Annotated in this window: 18 protein-coding genes; 11 read left to right on the forward strand and 7 right to left on the reverse strand. The window is 55.0% G+C overall.

The annotated features are described in order from the left end of the window. Nucleotides 1–41 precede the first annotated feature (41 nt). The 3 genes from ADH66_RS08340 to ADH66_RS08350 all read left to right on the forward strand — a co-directional run bounded on the left by ADH66_RS08340 (nucleotide 42) and on the right by ADH66_RS08350 (nucleotide 2,620). The gene (locus ADH66_RS08340) at nucleotides 42–476 is read left to right on the forward strand and encodes an NfeD family protein (RefSeq protein WP_066533577.1); all 435 of its coding nucleotides are present in this window, start codon (nucleotides 42–44) and stop codon (nucleotides 474–476) included. A 69-nt stretch (nucleotides 477–545) separates the two neighbouring features. Then, entirely contained in the window at nucleotides 546–1,466 is a 921-nt protein-coding gene (locus ADH66_RS08345; RefSeq protein WP_066541543.1) for an SPFH domain-containing protein, read from the forward strand. A 128-nt stretch (nucleotides 1,467–1,594) separates the two neighbouring features. Next, nucleotides 1,595–2,620, forward strand: a complete 1,026-nt coding sequence (locus tag ADH66_RS08350) for an NAD(P)H-dependent amine dehydrogenase family protein (protein WP_066533576.1) — start codon at nucleotides 1,595–1,597, stop codon at nucleotides 2,618–2,620. Nucleotides 2,621–2,696: 76 nt separating this feature from the next. Here ADH66_RS08350 and ADH66_RS08355 read toward each other — a convergent pair whose 3' ends face one another. After that, complete coding sequence (locus ADH66_RS08355) at nucleotides 2,697–3,317, reverse strand: Crp/Fnr family transcriptional regulator (RefSeq protein ID WP_066533575.1); 621 nt, start codon at nucleotides 3,315–3,317, stop codon at nucleotides 2,697–2,699. Nucleotides 3,318–3,437: 120 nt separating this feature from the next. Between ADH66_RS08355 and ADH66_RS08360 the strand changes: the two genes are divergently transcribed. The 7 genes from ADH66_RS08360 to ADH66_RS08385 all read left to right on the forward strand — a co-directional run bounded on the left by ADH66_RS08360 (nucleotide 3,438) and on the right by ADH66_RS08385 (nucleotide 10,074). After that, entirely contained in the window at nucleotides 3,438–4,544 is a 1,107-nt protein-coding gene (locus ADH66_RS08360) for a Gfo/Idh/MocA family protein (protein ID WP_066533573.1), read from the forward strand. Between the two features lie 11 nt (nucleotides 4,545–4,555). Then, complete coding sequence (locus tag ADH66_RS08365; RefSeq protein ID WP_066533571.1) at nucleotides 4,556–5,428, forward strand: sugar phosphate isomerase/epimerase family protein; 873 nt, start codon at nucleotides 4,556–4,558, stop codon at nucleotides 5,426–5,428. Nucleotides 5,429–5,441: 13 nt separating this feature from the next. Continuing rightward, complete coding sequence (locus ADH66_RS08370; protein ID WP_066533570.1) at nucleotides 5,442–5,882, forward strand: C-glycoside deglycosidase beta subunit domain-containing protein; 441 nt, start codon at nucleotides 5,442–5,444, stop codon at nucleotides 5,880–5,882. Nucleotides 5,883–6,280: 398 nt separating this feature from the next. After that, a complete protein-coding gene (locus ADH66_RS08375) occupies nucleotides 6,281–6,832 on the forward strand; it encodes a hypothetical protein (protein WP_066533569.1) in 552 nt (183 codons plus the stop codon). A 106-nt stretch (nucleotides 6,833–6,938) separates the two neighbouring features. After that, nucleotides 6,939–7,544 (forward strand): trypsin-like serine peptidase, encoded by a 606-nt coding sequence (locus ADH66_RS21720; protein WP_407922924.1) that lies wholly within the window; start codon nucleotides 6,939–6,941, stop codon nucleotides 7,542–7,544. Nucleotides 7,545–7,682: 138 nt separating this feature from the next. Further along, nucleotides 7,683–8,915 carry a BclA C-terminal domain-containing protein gene (locus ADH66_RS08380; RefSeq protein ID WP_236757219.1) on the forward strand — a complete coding sequence of 411 codons (1,233 nt, stop codon included), beginning with the start codon at nucleotides 7,683–7,685 and terminating at the stop codon, nucleotides 8,913–8,915. A gap of 85 nt (nucleotides 8,916–9,000) precedes the next feature. After that, nucleotides 9,001–10,074: a glycosyltransferase gene (locus tag ADH66_RS08385; RefSeq protein ID WP_066533564.1), complete on the forward strand. Its 1,074-nt coding sequence runs from the start codon at nucleotides 9,001–9,003 to the stop codon at nucleotides 10,072–10,074. Nucleotides 10,075–10,143: 69 nt separating this feature from the next. Here the strand turns inward: ADH66_RS08385 and deoC are convergent, their stop codons facing one another. The 3 genes from deoC to ADH66_RS08400 are packed head-to-tail and all read right to left on the reverse strand — an operon-like array spanning nucleotide 10,144 to nucleotide 12,471. Next, a complete protein-coding gene (gene deoC / locus ADH66_RS08390; protein WP_066533562.1) occupies nucleotides 10,144–10,827 on the reverse strand; it encodes a deoxyribose-phosphate aldolase in 684 nt (227 codons plus the stop codon). 17 nt (nucleotides 10,828–10,844) lie between these two features. Further along, nucleotides 10,845–11,471, reverse strand: coding sequence for a hypothetical protein (locus tag ADH66_RS08395; protein WP_066533560.1), 627 nt, complete (start codon nucleotides 11,469–11,471; stop codon nucleotides 10,845–10,847). A gap of 1 nt (nucleotide 11,472) precedes the next feature. Beyond that, a complete protein-coding gene (locus ADH66_RS08400) occupies nucleotides 11,473–12,471 on the reverse strand; it encodes a Gfo/Idh/MocA family protein (RefSeq protein WP_066533558.1) in 999 nt (332 codons plus the stop codon). A 56-nt stretch (nucleotides 12,472–12,527) separates the two neighbouring features. Between ADH66_RS08400 and ADH66_RS08405 the strand changes: the two genes are divergently transcribed. Further along, nucleotides 12,528–13,013, forward strand: coding sequence for a hypothetical protein (locus ADH66_RS08405; protein WP_066533556.1), 486 nt, complete (start codon nucleotides 12,528–12,530; stop codon nucleotides 13,011–13,013). Here ADH66_RS08405 and ADH66_RS08410 read toward each other — a convergent pair. From ADH66_RS08410 to ADH66_RS08420, 3 genes are all read right to left on the reverse strand, one after another. Further along, complete coding sequence (locus ADH66_RS08410) at nucleotides 13,010–13,879, reverse strand: sugar phosphate isomerase/epimerase family protein (protein WP_066533554.1); 870 nt, start codon at nucleotides 13,877–13,879, stop codon at nucleotides 13,010–13,012. The two genes, ADH66_RS08405 and ADH66_RS08410, sit on opposite strands and share 4 nt — an antisense overlap. A 61-nt stretch (nucleotides 13,880–13,940) precedes the next feature. Then, complete coding sequence (locus ADH66_RS08415) at nucleotides 13,941–14,408, reverse strand: hypothetical protein (protein ID WP_066533553.1); 468 nt, start codon at nucleotides 14,406–14,408, stop codon at nucleotides 13,941–13,943. Nucleotides 14,409–14,450: 42 nt separating this feature from the next. Then, nucleotides 14,451–15,527: a 6-phosphofructokinase gene (locus ADH66_RS08420; RefSeq protein WP_066533552.1), complete on the reverse strand. Its 1,077-nt coding sequence runs from the start codon at nucleotides 15,525–15,527 to the stop codon at nucleotides 14,451–14,453. Between the last annotated feature and the right edge of the window lie 7 nt (nucleotides 15,528–15,534).

Here is a 15,534-nt window from a genome sequence, read left to right on the forward strand (position 1 = left end):
TACAGATAGAAACCGCATATCGCGGGAGAGGGGGAAGGCTTATGGATATAATAGACGTGATCTGGCTGGGGGTAACTATCCTTGCCGCGATCGTCGAGGCGGCGGTCCCGGCCCTGGTCTCCATCTGGTTCGTGCCTGGCGGTCTCCTTGCCTTGGTGGCTAGCCTGGCGGGAGGATCGCTGGCGTTGCAGGTGGTCCTGTTCTTTCTGGGCTCGGCGGCGGCCCTGGCGCTGACACGGCCCCTGGCCCGCCGTCTGCAAAGGCCCGGACCCACGTCTACCAACGCCGACAGGGTAATAGGCGCTACGGCGGTAGTTACCGAGGCCGTCGACAACCTGCAGGGGGCCGGGCGGGTGTCGGTGATGGGCAACAGCTGGGCTGCACGCAGCGAGCGGGCCGGAGAGACAATACCCACGGGGGAGACAGTTACCGTTGTGCGCATTGAGGGCGTGAAGCTGATAGTGGCGCGCCCGTGAGCCGGTAGGGTGCACCTAATTTAGAGAGGAGATATTAAAGTTATGAATTCATTCGCGTTATTGTCGTCCATGCCGAATTTTGGAGCCATTGGCGGTGTGCTGGTTCTTGTGGTGCTGATAGTATTTCTATTGCTGGTGATAATCTCCAATATCAAGATAGTGCCCCAGGCCCACGCATATGTAGTGGAGCGCCTGGGAGCTTTCCACGCGGCTTGGAACACTGGGCTGCATATCACCATACCCTTCATTGACCGCATAGCGAAGAAGGTCAGCCTTAAGGAACAAGTAATAGACTTCCCTCCCCAGCCGGTTATCACAAAGGACAACGTGACAATGCAGATAGACACGGTGGTATATTTCCAGATAACCGACCCGAAGCTTTACGCATACGGTGTGGAGAACCCCATCTCCGCCATTGAGAACCTGAGCGCCACCACTCTCAGGAATATCATCGGCGAGATGGAACTGGATCATACCCTGACCTCTCGTGACGTTATCAATTCCAAGATAAGGGTCATCCTGGACGAGGCCACGGACCCCTGGGGAATCAAGGTGAACCGGGTAGAGCTGAAGAATATCATCCCGCCCAGGGAGATACAGGACTCCATGGAGAAGCAGATGAAGGCTGAGCGTGAACGCCGGGCGAAGATACTGGACGCTGAAGGTGAAAAGCGCAGCGCCATACTGATTGCCGAGGGCGAAAAAGAGTCGGCGGTGCTTAGAGCCGAGGCTGTGAAGGAGACCAAGATCCGGGAGGCCCAGGGCGAAGCGGAGGCTATCCTCTCGGTGCAGCGGGCCATGGCCGATGCCATCAAGCTGATGAATGAAGCCAATCCCAGCGAACAGGTCATTGCCCTAAAGAGTCTGGAGGCGTTCCAGACCGCAGCGGATGGGCGCGCAACAAAAATTATTGTGCCGTCAAATATCCAAAGCCTAGCCGGACTGGCAACGTCGGTTAAAGAAATATTCGATAGTGAAACATCTAAATAATAATTTTATTGCAAGGCCCCTTGTTTACTGGGGGCTTTGCTTTTTCCCTATTTTTTAATCAACCGTATAATGAAGCGGCCATGAAGGGCATAATATAAAAGTAAATTACCCGAAAGAGAGGGCTTTCCATGGATAAGATTAAGGTTGTACAGTATGGCTGCGGTAAGATGGCAAAATATGCCCTGCGGTATCTCTATGAAAAAGGCGCGCAGATCGTGGGGGCTATCGATGTAGACCCCAATATAGTGGGTATGGATGTGGGCGATTACGTTGGTCTGGGCGTTAAGACCGGCGTTGTTATCTCCGGCGACGCGGACAAGGTGCTGGACGAGTGCGACGCCGACGTGGCTATTGTTACGCTTTTCAGTTTCATCAGTGATATTTATGACCATGTGGAAAAATGTGTGCGCCGGGGTATTAACGTAATCACTACCTGTGAAGAGGCCATTTACCCATGGACTACCTCCGCTGCGCAGATAAACCGGCTGGACGCTCTGGCAAAGGAGACCGGCTGCACCATCACAGGTTCTGGTATGCAGGACATCTTCTGGATAAACATGGTGGCTATGGCCGCCGCGGGCTGCCATAAGCTCGAAAAAATTAGAGGGGCTTACAGCTATAATGTAGACGAGTACGGCATGGCTCTGGCAAAGGCACACGGCTGCGGACTCTCCCTACAGGAGTTTGAGAAGGAGATAGCCCCTCCTGCCGGATTCGAGCCCTCATATGCCTGGAACGCCGCCGAGGCCATATGCAATAAGCTGGGGCTTACCATAAAGTCCATTGATCAGAAGCACGTGCCATGCGTAATCGATAAAGATATCTATTCAGATACGTTGGACAGGACCATTGAAGCGGGAAAATGTATCGGCATGTCCGCCGTGGTGACTATCGAGACTATGCAGGGTATCACGGTGGAGGAGGAGACTATTGGCAAGGTCTATGGCCCCGGCGACGGAGACCAGTGCGACTGGTGGTTCACCGGCGAACCCGACGCCGAGTACCATGTGGTAAAGCCGGCTACGGTGGAGCACACCTGCGCCACGGTGGTAAACCGCCTGCCCTCGCTGCTCCGTGCTCCTGCGGGCTTCGTGAGCGCCGACCAGTTGGAGCCCGTAACCTATTTGACCTATCCTATGGAGTATTATCTGTAACAAACTAAAAAACCAAAGCTTGAAGCGCCGGGAGGGGTCTATCGTCTCCCGGCGCTTTTGTGATCGAGCCGGCGCGCTATACCAGCTGGTACTGGCCCTTTCCAAGCTTTTCAAGCACACCCTGCTCACAGAGCTTGCGCACCACTCTTTGCAGCTGGCTGCGGCTGCAATGAAGCTGCAGGATTCCAACCTTCATCCCATGCAGTGTGTGGTCCGGCTGAAGATCCCGGAGAAATGCCACCAGCTTTTCCTCCACCGGCTGGGCGGGGTTGCCCATCTGGAAGAACATATGAAATTTATCTGCCACGCTGTGAAGAAGGAAGTTTAGGAACCTGACGTCCTTCTCCAGCGACTCCCTGTGCCGTGTTGTTGAAAGGGACACACAGAGCACCTCCTCCAGCGCCTCAGTGTAAAAGGGAAGGGGCTCTTTTCTGATAAACTCAACGTCGCCCAGAAGTACGGAATGTCCGGCCAGGTATACGGAAAAGCTGCTGCCGTCCTCTCGCAGTCCATAGATGCTGACCCTGCCGCGCGCCAGGAACAGAAGCTGATCCATAGGCTTGAAGGGGGCCACTAGCAGCTCGCCCTTATGGTATTCGACCAGATGGAACTGCAGCCCCAAAGAATCAAAATGGCCGGAAATACCCATTTTCTCTAATGTGGTTTTTAATAATTCCCGGTCGGATATATACTCCATTTTTATCACCTTTTTTGATTTATTGTAGCATATGATACAACCAAAAGCAAGGGGTTATGGTATTATTATATAAATCAGGTGGAGAGATCCACAAATCGGAAAAACATAGGAGGAACTATTATGAGCAAACTGAAGATCGGGGTCGTGGGCTGCGGTGGTATTGCAAACCAGAAGCACTTCCCGGCCATGAAGGCAAACAGCGACCTGTGCGAGATCGTGGCCTTCTGCGACATTATCAAGGAGCGGGCCGAGAAGGGCGCTGCGGAATACGGAGCAGAGGGGGCAAGGATATATGAGGACTACCACGACCTGCTGGCCGACAGCGAGGTTGAAGTTGTTCACGTGCTTACCCCCAACGTGGCCCACTGCCCGATAACCGTGGCGGCTTTCGAGGCCGGTAAGCATGTCTACTGCGAGAAGCCCATGGCCCACAATACAGACGACGCCAAGGCCATGCTGGAGGCATGGAAGAAGTCCGGCAAGCAGTTTACCATCGGCTATCAAAACCGTTTCCGGCCCGAGGTACAGAACCTGAAGAAGGCCTGCGAGGCCGGGGAACTGGGCGACATCTACTATGGCAAAGCCCATGCCGTGCGCCGGCGTGCTGTACCCACCTGGGGCGTGTTCCCGGATAAGTCCAAGCAGGGCGGCGGGCCGCTGATTGATATCGGCACCCATGCCCTGGACTTGACCCTGTGGATGATGGATAACTATGAGCCGCAGAGCGTTTCCGGCAGTGTGTTTTACAAGCTGGGAAATCTGCCTCAGGCTACCGAGGGTAACCTCTTCGGCCCCTGGGACCCGGAGACCTACGAGGTGGAGGACAGCGCCATGGGCTTTATCAAGATGAAGGATGGTACTGCTATCGCTCTCGAGGCTGCATGGGCCATCAATATGACCGAGTCCAGGGAGGCCAGCACCACTCTCTGTGGTACCAAGGCAGGCGCGGAGATCTACTCCGGCATGAGCTATCCCGACAACAAGCTGGTCTATAACCGGGGCCGTCACGGCCAGCTGATGAACGAGGAGATTGCTGGCGGCGGTTCTATAGCCTACTTTGAGGGCGGCGCTTCCGCTCCGGGGGTGGTGGATAACCGTCAGTGGCTGGAGGCCATTATTAACGGCACCGAGCCGGTGGTGAAGCCCGAGCAGGCCTTTGTGGTGACTCAGATACTTGAGGCAATCTATCAGTCCGCAGAGTCCGGGAAGGAAATTATCCTTGGCTAAGGGGGAGAACCATGTATCAGTACGATAAAGAGGGGCCCAAGCGTGGCGTGGCGTTGTACAGCTACTCTGCGGAGTTCGGTCTGACAAAGACCTTGGAGGACTGCTTTGAGGATATACACGATATGGGCGCCCACGGCATAGAAATTCTGGCCAACACACACATTGAAAACTATCCGTATCCCACTGAAGAATGGGTCGAGAAGTGGCGGCGGCTCTGTGACAAGTATGAGCTGGTGCCAGTGGAGTACGGCCACTGGATAGACAGCCATGTGCTGGGCGGCCGGGAGTTGACCACAGAGGAATCCGTTGAAATGCTGGAGCGCGACCTGCGCCTGGCTCATAGGCTGGGCTTTACGGTATTGCGCACCAAGATGCCCGTCATCAACGACGCTTTGGAACCGGTGGAGAATTGGCGGGAGATAATAAAGGCCGCGCTGCCCCTAGCGGAGAAGCTGGGCCTGGTGATGTGTCCGGAGATCCACACGCCGTCTAACCTAAAGGGCAAGATGGTCCAGGACTATGTGGAGTTTATCCAGAAGACCGGCACCAAGAATTTCGGGCTGAATATCGACTTTTCCGTGTTCCGCAATCGCTTCGCCGATGGCGAGTGGCGCAGCCCGGATTTTCATCCCAACGAGCCGGAGGACATTGTGCCGCTGCTGCCCTACATAGCCTGCTGCCACGCCAAGTTCAACCACATGAGCGACGAGTTTGAGGAGACCACCCTCCCATATCCGAAAATCATCAAGCTGTTGCAGGACAATGAGTGGGACGGCTATCTCCTAAGCGAATACGAGGGCGCGGACAAGTACGACCCCGGCTATGAGGTGGGGCAGACTCTGCGCAAACAGCATATCATGCTGAAAAATCTCTTGGGCGACTGAGGAGGGCAGATTTGTGGAGAGAGAAGTTATTCAGTCCGTTGGATTCCGAAATATAGTGGAAAACGGTGAAGTTATAGGCTTTCAGCTAAAGCTCCGTCTGCCCTATTATAGGGGCGTATTCCTCAGCCAGCTGCGCCCGGGCACACTGACGGTGGACGGGGAGAACTTTACAAAGGAGCAGATCACCTGGTGCCTCCAGGGCGAGGAATACACCGCCGAAGAAATGGCGGAGGATTTCAAGACCCACTGGAACCCCACTGAAACAGCGGTGCTAAAGGTGAAGAAGCCCGGCGGGCTTACCCAGGGTTATCACGATCTGAAGTATGGGTTCTGCTTCACCTCCAGCTATATGCCTCCCGTCATGCAGGCCGCGCTGGACCCGGATAAAGAGAGCTTTGTGTTTATGCCTGAGTTTGGACATCATGTGAACGAGCGGAGACTGATTATAGTCTAAGCTGCAATAAATTGGAAAGAGGAGGGAGCCCTCCTCTTTTTCATGCTCATTTGTCCGGGTGTTCAAACAGCCGCATTAGCAGTTCTTTGCCGGCGGTAACGGCGGTCTCACAGGTCTTTGTGTCCTCCTTCCAGATCGTTTCCGCGCCCCACATACACTCGAACCACAGCTTTCCAAAAGGAGTAAACGTGAGCTTTTGCTCGTTGCGTAGAGATATTTTCTGATTTTTGGGCCTTATATTTCCATTTTTACTTTGCAGTACCGATTTTTTGCGTTATATTTGTCAAGGCAAAAATATTACTTGACAAAATTATTGGTTTATAGTATACTTATTTTGTTCAAATCATAGAGATGGGTAGTGCCTTATCTCACACAGATTAGGAAAGGAGGTGAAATCGATGAAAAAGCGGGTGAAAATCATCTTAGCGGCATATGCGGCGTTCAATGTGCTGCTGGTAGCTGTGGCAGGAGGGCTGTTTGCAGAGGCCAGCGAAAAGGCCAAGTGGGGTCCGCCGCTTCGGCTGGAGGTACCGCAGCATATAAACGTGGGGTATTTGCGGATGGATCCAAAGTTCTCGGAGGACGAATATTGGCTTCCTAAAGATTATGTGGAGTACGAATTCCTGGAACATGTCCCCGACGGGCGGCCCAAACAGAAAGAAGATGTGATAAGAGTCAAACGGACTGTTTCTGAAACAGCACCGGTTGACAGGTTGCGCGACCCGCAGCCGGAAGGGGTATATGAAGCCTTATATTGGTTCTGCGAAGAGGACGGATATTGGTACTTGGTCTGTGACCCCGATTTCGTGGTGCAAGCCAGCGCTTCCCCCCTAACACCCGGTGAAAGGATTATTGAGTATGGCGTCCCTTCCGCCATCGTGTCCCGGCCGGGCTTGTACAAGCTTGTCATGCTAAATGAATTGGGCTCTTTCGACTTTGAGGTGAAGTGACACTAAAAACAATTAAAGAAAGGATGGATCAGATAATGAAAAAAGCACCTGCCTTCTTGGCGACCGTTTTAACGATACTGACGTAGAAAAAGGGACTGGATTTCTGATAAATAATAGGTACCTATTCACTGCGACGCATATAGTTTACAAACCAGAATATGCACAGAACGGAAGAAACGGATACGCGAAACATGTGGCAGTGTATCCAGGCGCTTCAAACGGAGATAGGCCGGTCTATAGAAAAGCCACACGCTATTGGATAGGTGGGGATTACAAAGACAATTGCTCTGTTGATAATGGCGATTATCTAAACTTAGGGATGTTTGACGATTGGGCTGTGATTGAACTGGAATCAAGTCTTTCACTTAACATAAGCTGCCTCAATGTGCGAGCAACCAACTCTTTTTCCGACATGAAAGGGAAAACCTATAAGAGCCAGGGATATCCAGAGGAATTGCAAACTGCCGCCGGATGGGGTAGTTGGACTATGTATAAGACTTCAGGGACCATCTATCAAGTTATGTCTGCTCCGCGCTTTTTACCCGTAGCGTGTTCGGAAAACATAAAAATCACCCCAGGGCAGAGCGGTTCACCATTATATCGAGACGGGGCCGCGGAAGCAATAGCTGTGGCCAACAGTCCAACTATCAGTTGTTTCATTCTCATCAACGACTGGCTATATAACGAAGTCCAAGAGAGGTGGTCCGTATAGACTTTCGGAAGACCTGCTGATATAGATGCTGTCTGCACGGCTTTTTGGCACCTTTTTTGAGGACAGGCATATACTAAAATTAGGCCCGGCTTTATGTACGAGAGCTGGAGCCACACGAATTTTGGAGGTAATCCAAGCATGAAAATGAAGATCTATTCGGGTTCCTCGTATCCTTACGGCAACGGCTGCTGTGAGCCGCTGCCCTGTCCGCCTGTCTGCTGCCCGCCGCCATGCCCGCCCTGTCCGGCCGGCGGCCCCACTGGCCCGACCGGGCCTACCGGCCCAACAGGTCCTACCGGGGCAACAGGCCCGACGGGGGCCGCCGGAGAGACTGGACAGATCGGGCCTACCGGGCCCACCGGAGCTAACGGCAATACCGGCCCGACGGGAGCCGTTGGCCCCACCGGGGCGAACGGTCTTGCAGGCCCTACTGGCCCTAGAGGTGACACAGGCCCGGCGGGCGCTCCCGGTGTAGATGGAGCTACAGGTCCCACCGGCCCCACTGGAACGGCGGGTGCGACAGGCGCTACCGGTGCCGCAGGAGCAGCCGGAGCTACAGGTCCCACCGGCCCGACAGGCGCGGCGGGAGCCACCGGGGCGAATGGTGTAACCGGCCCCACAGGCCCCACCGGTGCCGCAGGAGCAGCCGGAGCTACAGGTCCTACCGGCCCGACAGGTGCGGCGGGAGCTACCGGGGCGAATGGTGTAACCGGCCCCACAGGCCCCACCGGTGCAGCAGGAGCAGCCGGAGCTACAGGTCCCACCGGCCCGACAGGCGCGGCGGGAGCTACCGGGGCGAATGGTGTAACCGGTCCCACCGGGGCTACTGGAGCCACCGGGGAAAACGGAGCCACAGGCCCCACAGGCCCCACCGGTGCAGCAGGAGCAGCCGGAGCTACAGGTCCCACCGGCCCGACAGGAGCGGCAGGAGCCACCGGGGCGACAGGGCCCACAGGTCCCACTGGGGAAGCTGTTACAGCGGCGTCCATGAGCGCGTCAAATACCACCGGGCAGACCTTAACAGTGATCCTGGGCGGCACGCCTGTGCCGCTGCCAAACGCCCAGAGCCTTGACGGATTCACTGCTAACGGTGCAAACACGGTGTTCACTGTGCCGCAGACCGGGACTTACCTGATCACTTATCATGTGAACCCCACGGTGGCTGTAGCGATGACGTCTCAGGTGCTCCGAAACGGCACGGCTATTCCGGGCTCAGTACGTTCACCTGTAGCCACCGTAAGCTATGAAGCCACGGTTATCACTCCACTGACAGCAGGCGATACTTTAACACTCCAGTTGTCAGGAGTTGCCGCGGCGGTAGTCTTGCAAGGCGGGTCAGGCGCTTCGCTGACAGCGGTTAGGTTGGCTTGACAGACCGCTTTTCCCATGCTGGAAAGCCTCCTATCTTTTGGAGGCTTTTCTGCATTTATTCACTGTTATGAAATGGGGGAGGACAATGGGCACTATAAGCCTTTGTATGATAGTTAGGGATGAAGAGGACGTATTGGCTCGCTGTCTTAGTTCGGCGGCAGACCTGGTGGAGGAGATTATTATTGTAGATACGGGCTCGAAGGACCGCACTAAAGAGATAGCAAAAAGCTTTACGGATAAGCTTTTTGATTTTACATGGAGGGAGGATTTTGCGGCGGCCAGGAACTTTGCTTTTTCTCATGCTGCCGGCGATTACTGCATGTGGCTGGACGCGGACGATGTGATAGCGCAGCCGGACCGGGAAAAATTCCCGGCGCTGAAGGAGAGCCTTGACGGCAATACGGATGTAGTCATGATGCCGTACTACACAGGATTTGACAGCAATGGAAGGGTCACATTTTCATATTATAGGGAGCGCATTATAAAAAATGGAGCCGGTATGGTCTGGAAGGGGAAAGTGCATGAGGTAATTGAGACGCGAGGGAAGGTGATTTACTCTGATTGTGGCATAACGCACAGCAAACTGCGGCCCTCTGACCCGGACAGGAATCTGCGGATTTTTGAGAAGATGCTGGAAGAGGGGGAGGTCCTGGACCCACGCCAGCAGTATTATTACGGCCGGGAGCTTTATTATCATGGGCGTTATCTGGAGGCTCTGGAGGTATTTGGCAAATTTTTGGAGGAGGGACGCGGCTGGCTGGAAAACAACATAGAGGCCTGCCGGCAATGCGCATACTGCTGGTACGCCTTGAACCGCGAGGATAGGGCGCTGACGGCGCTGTTTTCCAGCTTTGCATATGATGTTCCCAGGGCGGAGATATGCTGTGACATCGGCCGGCACTTCTTTGACCGTCAACTCTGGGAACAGGCCGCGTATTGGTACAGCCGGGCGTTAGCTTGTGAGCGCAGGGACGGCAGGGGAGGCTTTGTTCAGCCTGAGTGCTACGGTTTCCAGCCCTGTATACAGCTCTGCGTCTGCTATAGCAGGCTTGGGCGGCAGGAGGAGGCCAGGGCGTATAATGAGCGTGCCGCCATATTCCAGCCTGATTCCCCTGCGGTGGCATATAATAGGGCCTATTTTGAGAGCTTGGAAAAGTAACGTCAGGATAGAGTTAAGCTCCGGCGCAGTCTCTATGACCGTGCCGGAGCTCTATAATGCAGCGATTATTTATTCAACAAAGCCCTCAACAATGGCGACCCCGTTGCTCGTGCCGATACGCGATGCGCCGGCCTCCAGCATATTGAGGGCTTGCTCAGTTGTGCGTATGCCGCCGGAGGCCTTTATCAGCACTTCATCGCCGACGCAGCGCTTCATCAACCAGATATCCTCTATAGTCGCGCCGTTCGGGACCCCGGGCGCGGGGGTCCCGAAGCCGGTGGAGGTCTTAATAAATGTGGGGTGCACGCGGCAGGCTATCTCGCATAGACGCTCCTTTTCTTCGTCGGTAAGATAGCAGGTCTCGAAGATGACCTTACAGCCCGCCCCAAGCTCCCGGCAGGTGGAGGTTATCCTATACATCTCGTCCTCCACATAGGCCCAGTCGCCGCTCTTTATGGCCACCAGGTCCACCACATAGTCTATCTCGCCTGCGCCGTTCTTGATAGCGTCCCGGGTCTCGAAGACTTTACTTTCAACACTAGTCTGTCCAAGAGGGAAACCTACCGTGGCGTCGCAGACCACCGGACTGTCCCCGAGAGTTTCACGGCAGAGGGACACAACGGCACTGTTTATGGCCACGGAGTGGAACCCCCAGCGCATAGCAGTCCGGCAGAGCTCTGTGAGGTCTTCGCGAGTGATATTGGCGCGCAGAAGGGTGTGGTCGAGGGTATTTGCAAGCTGGCTTTTATTCATATGATAAAGCTCCTTTTTTATTCTGTTTTCAGACTGCCATTATCCAGCAGAGCCCGATAAATGTCCTCAAAGCCGCCGTCGAAAGCGCCGTCACCTTTACAGTATTGACATAGGTGCAGCACATACTCCGGGCCCGCCTGATATATCTGAAGGGTGCTGTCAACAGGCAGCGACTCCTCTGGCACAGTAACGGTATATTCCGCGTTTGTGCCGTGGTAGAACCAGTCCGACCGGCCTATCTGTACCGGGGCGAATTTCCAGTTTTCCGTGTGAGTCATGGTGTCCGACATATCAAAGGGGTCATAGCCGTACTGAAAGCCATAGGCGGGCGCAGAGGACACAGTGATATATTCCAGATCCTCATATTTGCCCTCAAGGCCGTCTGCGGCCCTAGGCAGGCCCCAAAATCCCAGGAACCCCTGCTCCATAAGGGCAAGCCGGTTCACGCCGTCCTTCTCGGCCAGGAACACCCGCCAGCGGACAGGGCTCTGGGTATAGTTGACGCCCTCCTCAATGACTACGGCATCGCCCTTGTACCCGCCCAGGGCCAGAGAGAGGGACACACTGTTTGCCCGGGCAATCATGCCCGCCGCGGCGATAATTATCAGCACTATGGTGGCAATCTTGATAACTCGCTTCTTCATGCTATTCTCCTTTATCACTTGGGAACAGAACGCCGCACTCTCTACGCACCTGCTCCATGAACTCAGCCACCTCAATGCTCAGCCGGGTGCACAGGGCGTATTCCTCCCGGCTTTCATCGGGCTTGGTGATAAAGCGGTAAAAATCCCGGGCTTCGTGGCCCATGAGCAGGTGCTTCTCCTCACGCCCGAAAAGTGTCTCCACAGAGCCGTCCTTCATGCGCAGGGACATATTCCCGAGGGTGGAGATGGACTCCACGGCCACCGTGCCGTCCACCCCCTGGAGGTCGGACCCGGCTCCCGCCTGGCCTACCTTGGAGTAGGTGATGTTCACAAGCTTGTCCGGATACTCCATAATTATGGCCCCGGACTGGTCCGCGCCGGTCTCCATGAGCACGCTTCTTGCCGACCATTTTTCCGGCCTTTCGAAAAGGTACAGCGCCGGGTACACACAGTATACCCCCAGGTCCATCAACGCCCCGGTCTCCATTTTGGGGTTGAAGATATTGGGAAGGCTGCCGGAGAGGTAAGCGTCCAGCTTCGAGGACCGCTGGCAGAAGTCCAGCTTCACCATGTTTATCCGCCCTATCCGGCGGAGAGCCTCCTCTAGAATTTTCCGCTGCGGCAGGTGCAGGAACATGATGGCCTCCATGAACACCACGCCCTTTTCGGCGGCAAGTTCTGCCAGCTCCCGCACTTTATCAGCCTGGGCGCAGAGAGGCTTTTCGCAGATAATATGCTTGCCCCGGGTCAGAATAGCCTTGCACTGTTCATAGTGAAGGGCGTTGGGGCTTGCCACGTACACCGCGTCCACTTGGGGACATCCGGCCAGGGCTTCAATATCAGTGAAAGTGTGCTCTGCGCCGTGCTTCCGCGCGAACTCCTCTGCCCGGGCCTTATCCCGGGAGTACACGGCGGAAAGCCGCCAAAGGCCTGTGGATTTTGCGCCGCGTATATACTCCTCGCATATCCAGCCGGAGCCGACGGTACCAAAATTAAGCATAGCATTTCTCCTTTTTGCGTGATATAATTTTGAAAAACAGAAAGGTCGTTCTGAAAATGGACATAAAAGAGCTGAATGAATTTTATTACAAGCTTCAAATGAGGTGCAATGTCCTAATGCTGGGCCTACAGCACAGGATATTGGAAACCGAAGGGGGAGGGTACAATGGACACTATTATAAAGACAGTGAAGGCATGTACGAGCGCGCGGAATACCCAATACCAGTAATCACCGTCAAGGGCTTATGCGATATAGAGGTAAACCTTGACTCGGTCAGTGTGACGGCAAAACGAAATAGGCTTAATACGCTGGACTATTCCTTCAGCAGGTTTTCCGGGGTTCCCTTCGAGGTGTTCAGCATAGAGCAGTACCTGGACGAGGATTACTATGCCCCGGGTATGAGCATGGAAACCTTCAGGGAGAATATGAGAAAATCCCAGGAGAAGGAACTGGGATTTTCCTTTCAGTTTGATAGGGAGGTGGGCAGGGACAAAATGTACGAGTTTGTCAGGCTGCTAAGAGAGGAGGGCTTCTACTATTAGGCCTCGTCCCAATACTTCTTCAGGTTTGCAAGGCCAATGCGTATGGCCGTCAGCGCCGGCTCCATGCCCTCAAACTCGATGGCGATGGTGTCGTCGTACCCTGCCCGCTTGAGTATGCTCAGGCACTGCTTCACCGGCACGTTGCCGTGGCCTATGACTGTGCCCCGCAGATAGTTGCCCGCCCGGGTCTGGAACGCGCCCTCGCCGGGGTCGTTGTCATAATAGCTCTTGATGATGAAGTCTTTTGCGTGGACATAGCGGGTGTAGGGGGCCACCCTGGCTACAGCCGTGGCCGGGTTCTCGTCGGCACAGGTGAAGTTGCCGATGTCGCATAGCAGGCCGAAGTTCGGGTGGTTCACGGTGTTATACAGCAGCTCCACCCGCTCTGAGTCCTGAGAGAAGAACCCGTGGTTCTCTGTCATGGTGACTATGCCCTTCCCGGCGGCATACTCGGCTATCTCACGCACGGCCTCGGCCAGCTCCGGCACCAGGGCGGCGTAGCTCTTGGGGGAGTCCTTCTGGCCCATGGTGATGTCGTGGCGCATACGGGGCGCACCCAGTACCTCCGCTATATCCACCATGCGCTTCACCCGCTCTATCTCGGCTTTCCTGTCGCCGTCTGAGCCGTTCAAAAGGTCCGCGCCCACGGCGAAGGAGGAGATGGGCATACCCTGTCTGTCCGCCTCCTCTCGGAGCTTTCTTGCTACCTCGGGCATTTCCTCCGGGGAGGAGGCACCCATCACGAAATCCACCGCCTCAATAGCGTCGAAGCCGAACTCTTTGGCCTTTGCCACGCACTCTATGGGGGTTATCTCCCCGCTGCGGATGGCGCTGAAGAAGCTGTAAAGACTTACTGAGAATTTCATAAAAATGTTCCTTTCTAAAAAATAATATATTTTAATATAATAAATTTAATGGGATAACGAATCAGTTTTCCCTGAGCTTTACAGGAACGTAGCACTCCATCACGGCATAGCCCCGGGCCTTTATAAGCTTCGGCGGGGTTATAATATGGCCCATAGAGTAGTGCCCGGGGCGCTCGTCCAACTCGAGAACCTTGCCTTTCTCTATATACTCGAGAGCTTCCTGATACAGTTTATTGTTGGCCTCCTCGTCGTGGTCGCGGTAGGTGTAGGTGAGGTACATCCCACCGTCAAACCCAACCCTATTATAGCCGCCGTCGGGCATACTGTCGTTTATAGCGTACCACCACTCCAGCCCGCCGGCTTCCTTATTAAAGAACAGGAAATCCCTGGGAGGGCAGTTGTCGGGGCTTATGGCGCTGAAATATGCGTTGAATCGGCCAAGTACGCCCTCGGGCGAGAAGTCAAACTCAGGGTCCGGGCCGGAGGTGACCGCGGTAAAGGGCGGAAGGGCGATAATGCGGAAATCCATAATAAACCTCCTCTGAATTTTTATATGGCGAACAGTCCGGAGTTAATCTCCGAAGCTGATACCAATCTGTCTGGCGGCCTGTATCTCCCCACAGTCCACCGGCACGGACTTGAGCTTTCCGGCCACCTCCTCCAGGGGCACCGGCACGCACTGGCCGTTTACCATACCCACCATCACGCCGAAGGTCTTTTCCTTCACGAACTTAGCCGCAGTTGCGCCCAGGCGGGTGCAGAGCACACGGTCATAGGCGCAGGGGCTGCCGCCGCGCTGGAAGTGCCCAGGGACGCAGACGCGTATCTCGTTGTCGATCTTATCCTGGAGCTCTTCAGCGATGCGATATACGATAGAGGGGTAGTTCTCCTCGGCCCGCTTCTTCTTGAACTCCTTTTTGGAGAGCTTTGCCTCCTCCTTGGAGATAGCGCCCTCGGCAACGGCCAGAATGGAGAACTTCTTGCCGTTGTCAATGCGGCTGTTAAGGGTCTTTGCCACCTTATTGATGTCGTAGGGGATCTCCGGCAGCAGTATAACGTCCGCGCCGCCGGCAATGCCGGCGGACAGGGTCAGCCAGCCTACCTTATGTCCCATGACCTCCACGATGAAGATGCGCCCGTGGGAAGTGGCGGTGGAGTGCAGGCAGTCGATGACGTTTGTAGCCACCTCCACCGCGCTGTGGTAGCCGAAGGTAATGTCCGTGCCCCAAACGTCGTTGTCGATGGTCTTGGGCAGATGTATGACGTTCAGCCCCTCCTCTCGGAGGAGGTTGGCGGTCTTCTGGGTGCCGTTGCCGCCTAAAATCACCAGGCAGTCCAGCTTCATCTTCTTATAGTGGGACTTCATGGCCGCCACCTTGTCCACGCTGTTCTCGTCGATGACTCTGATGGTCTTGAAGGGCTGGCGGGAGGTACCAAGGATAGTGCCACCCTCCGTCAGGATGCCGGAGAAGTCCGAGGGCTCCATCAGCTTGTACTCCCCGAAGATGAGTCCCTTATAGCCGTCCTTGATGCCGTAAATCTCCACATTCTTGCCGAACTCCTCATAGAGCCCCTTGGCAACGCCCCTTATGGCCGGGTTTAACCCCTGGCAGTCGCCGCCGCTGGTCAAAATGCCTACTCGCTTCATAATATAT

It is taken from the genome of Acutalibacter muris (assembly GCF_002201475.1).
GTDB classification, from domain to species: Bacteria; Bacillota; Clostridia; order Oscillospirales; family Acutalibacteraceae; genus Acutalibacter; species Acutalibacter muris.

Excerpts from the sequence above, each read along its gene's own strand:
- deoC (WP_066533562.1), bottom strand. The coding sequence starts at position 10,827 with ATGAATAAAAGCCAGCTTGCAAATACCCTCGACCACACCCTTCTGCGC.
- ADH66_RS08360 (WP_066533573.1), top strand. The coding sequence starts at position 3,438 with ATGAGCAAACTGAAGATCGGGGTCGTGGGCTGCGGTGGTATTGCAAAC.
- ADH66_RS08375 (WP_066533569.1), top strand. The coding sequence starts at position 6,281 with ATGAAAAAGCGGGTGAAAATCATCTTAGCGGCATATGCGGCGTTCAAT.
- ADH66_RS08350 (WP_066533576.1), top strand. The coding sequence starts at position 1,595 with ATGGATAAGATTAAGGTTGTACAGTATGGCTGCGGTAAGATGGCAAAA.
- ADH66_RS08410 (WP_066533554.1), bottom strand. The coding sequence starts at position 13,879 with ATGAAATTCTCAGTAAGTCTTTACAGCTTCTTCAGCGCCATCCGCAGC.
- ADH66_RS08380 (WP_236757219.1), top strand. The coding sequence starts at position 7,683 with ATGAAAATGAAGATCTATTCGGGTTCCTCGTATCCTTACGGCAACGGC.
- ADH66_RS08400 (WP_066533558.1), bottom strand. The coding sequence starts at position 12,471 with ATGCTTAATTTTGGTACCGTCGGCTCCGGCTGGATATGCGAGGAGTAT.
- ADH66_RS08405 (WP_066533556.1), top strand. The coding sequence starts at position 12,528 with ATGGACATAAAAGAGCTGAATGAATTTTATTACAAGCTTCAAATGAGG.
- ADH66_RS08340 (WP_066533577.1), top strand. The coding sequence starts at position 42 with ATGGATATAATAGACGTGATCTGGCTGGGGGTAACTATCCTTGCCGCG.
- ADH66_RS08345 (WP_066541543.1), top strand. The coding sequence starts at position 546 with ATGCCGAATTTTGGAGCCATTGGCGGTGTGCTGGTTCTTGTGGTGCTG.
- ADH66_RS08395 (WP_066533560.1), bottom strand. The coding sequence starts at position 11,471 with ATGAAGAAGCGAGTTATCAAGATTGCCACCATAGTGCTGATAATTATC.
- ADH66_RS08385 (WP_066533564.1), top strand. The coding sequence starts at position 9,001 with ATGGGCACTATAAGCCTTTGTATGATAGTTAGGGATGAAGAGGACGTA.
- ADH66_RS08365 (WP_066533571.1), top strand. The coding sequence starts at position 4,556 with ATGTATCAGTACGATAAAGAGGGGCCCAAGCGTGGCGTGGCGTTGTAC.
- ADH66_RS08355 (WP_066533575.1), bottom strand. The coding sequence starts at position 3,317 with ATGGAGTATATATCCGACCGGGAATTATTAAAAACCACATTAGAGAAA.
- ADH66_RS08420 (WP_066533552.1), bottom strand. The coding sequence starts at position 15,527 with ATGAAGCGAGTAGGCATTTTGACCAGCGGCGGCGACTGCCAGGGGTTA.
- ADH66_RS08415 (WP_066533553.1), bottom strand. The coding sequence starts at position 14,408 with ATGGATTTCCGCATTATCGCCCTTCCGCCCTTTACCGCGGTCACCTCC.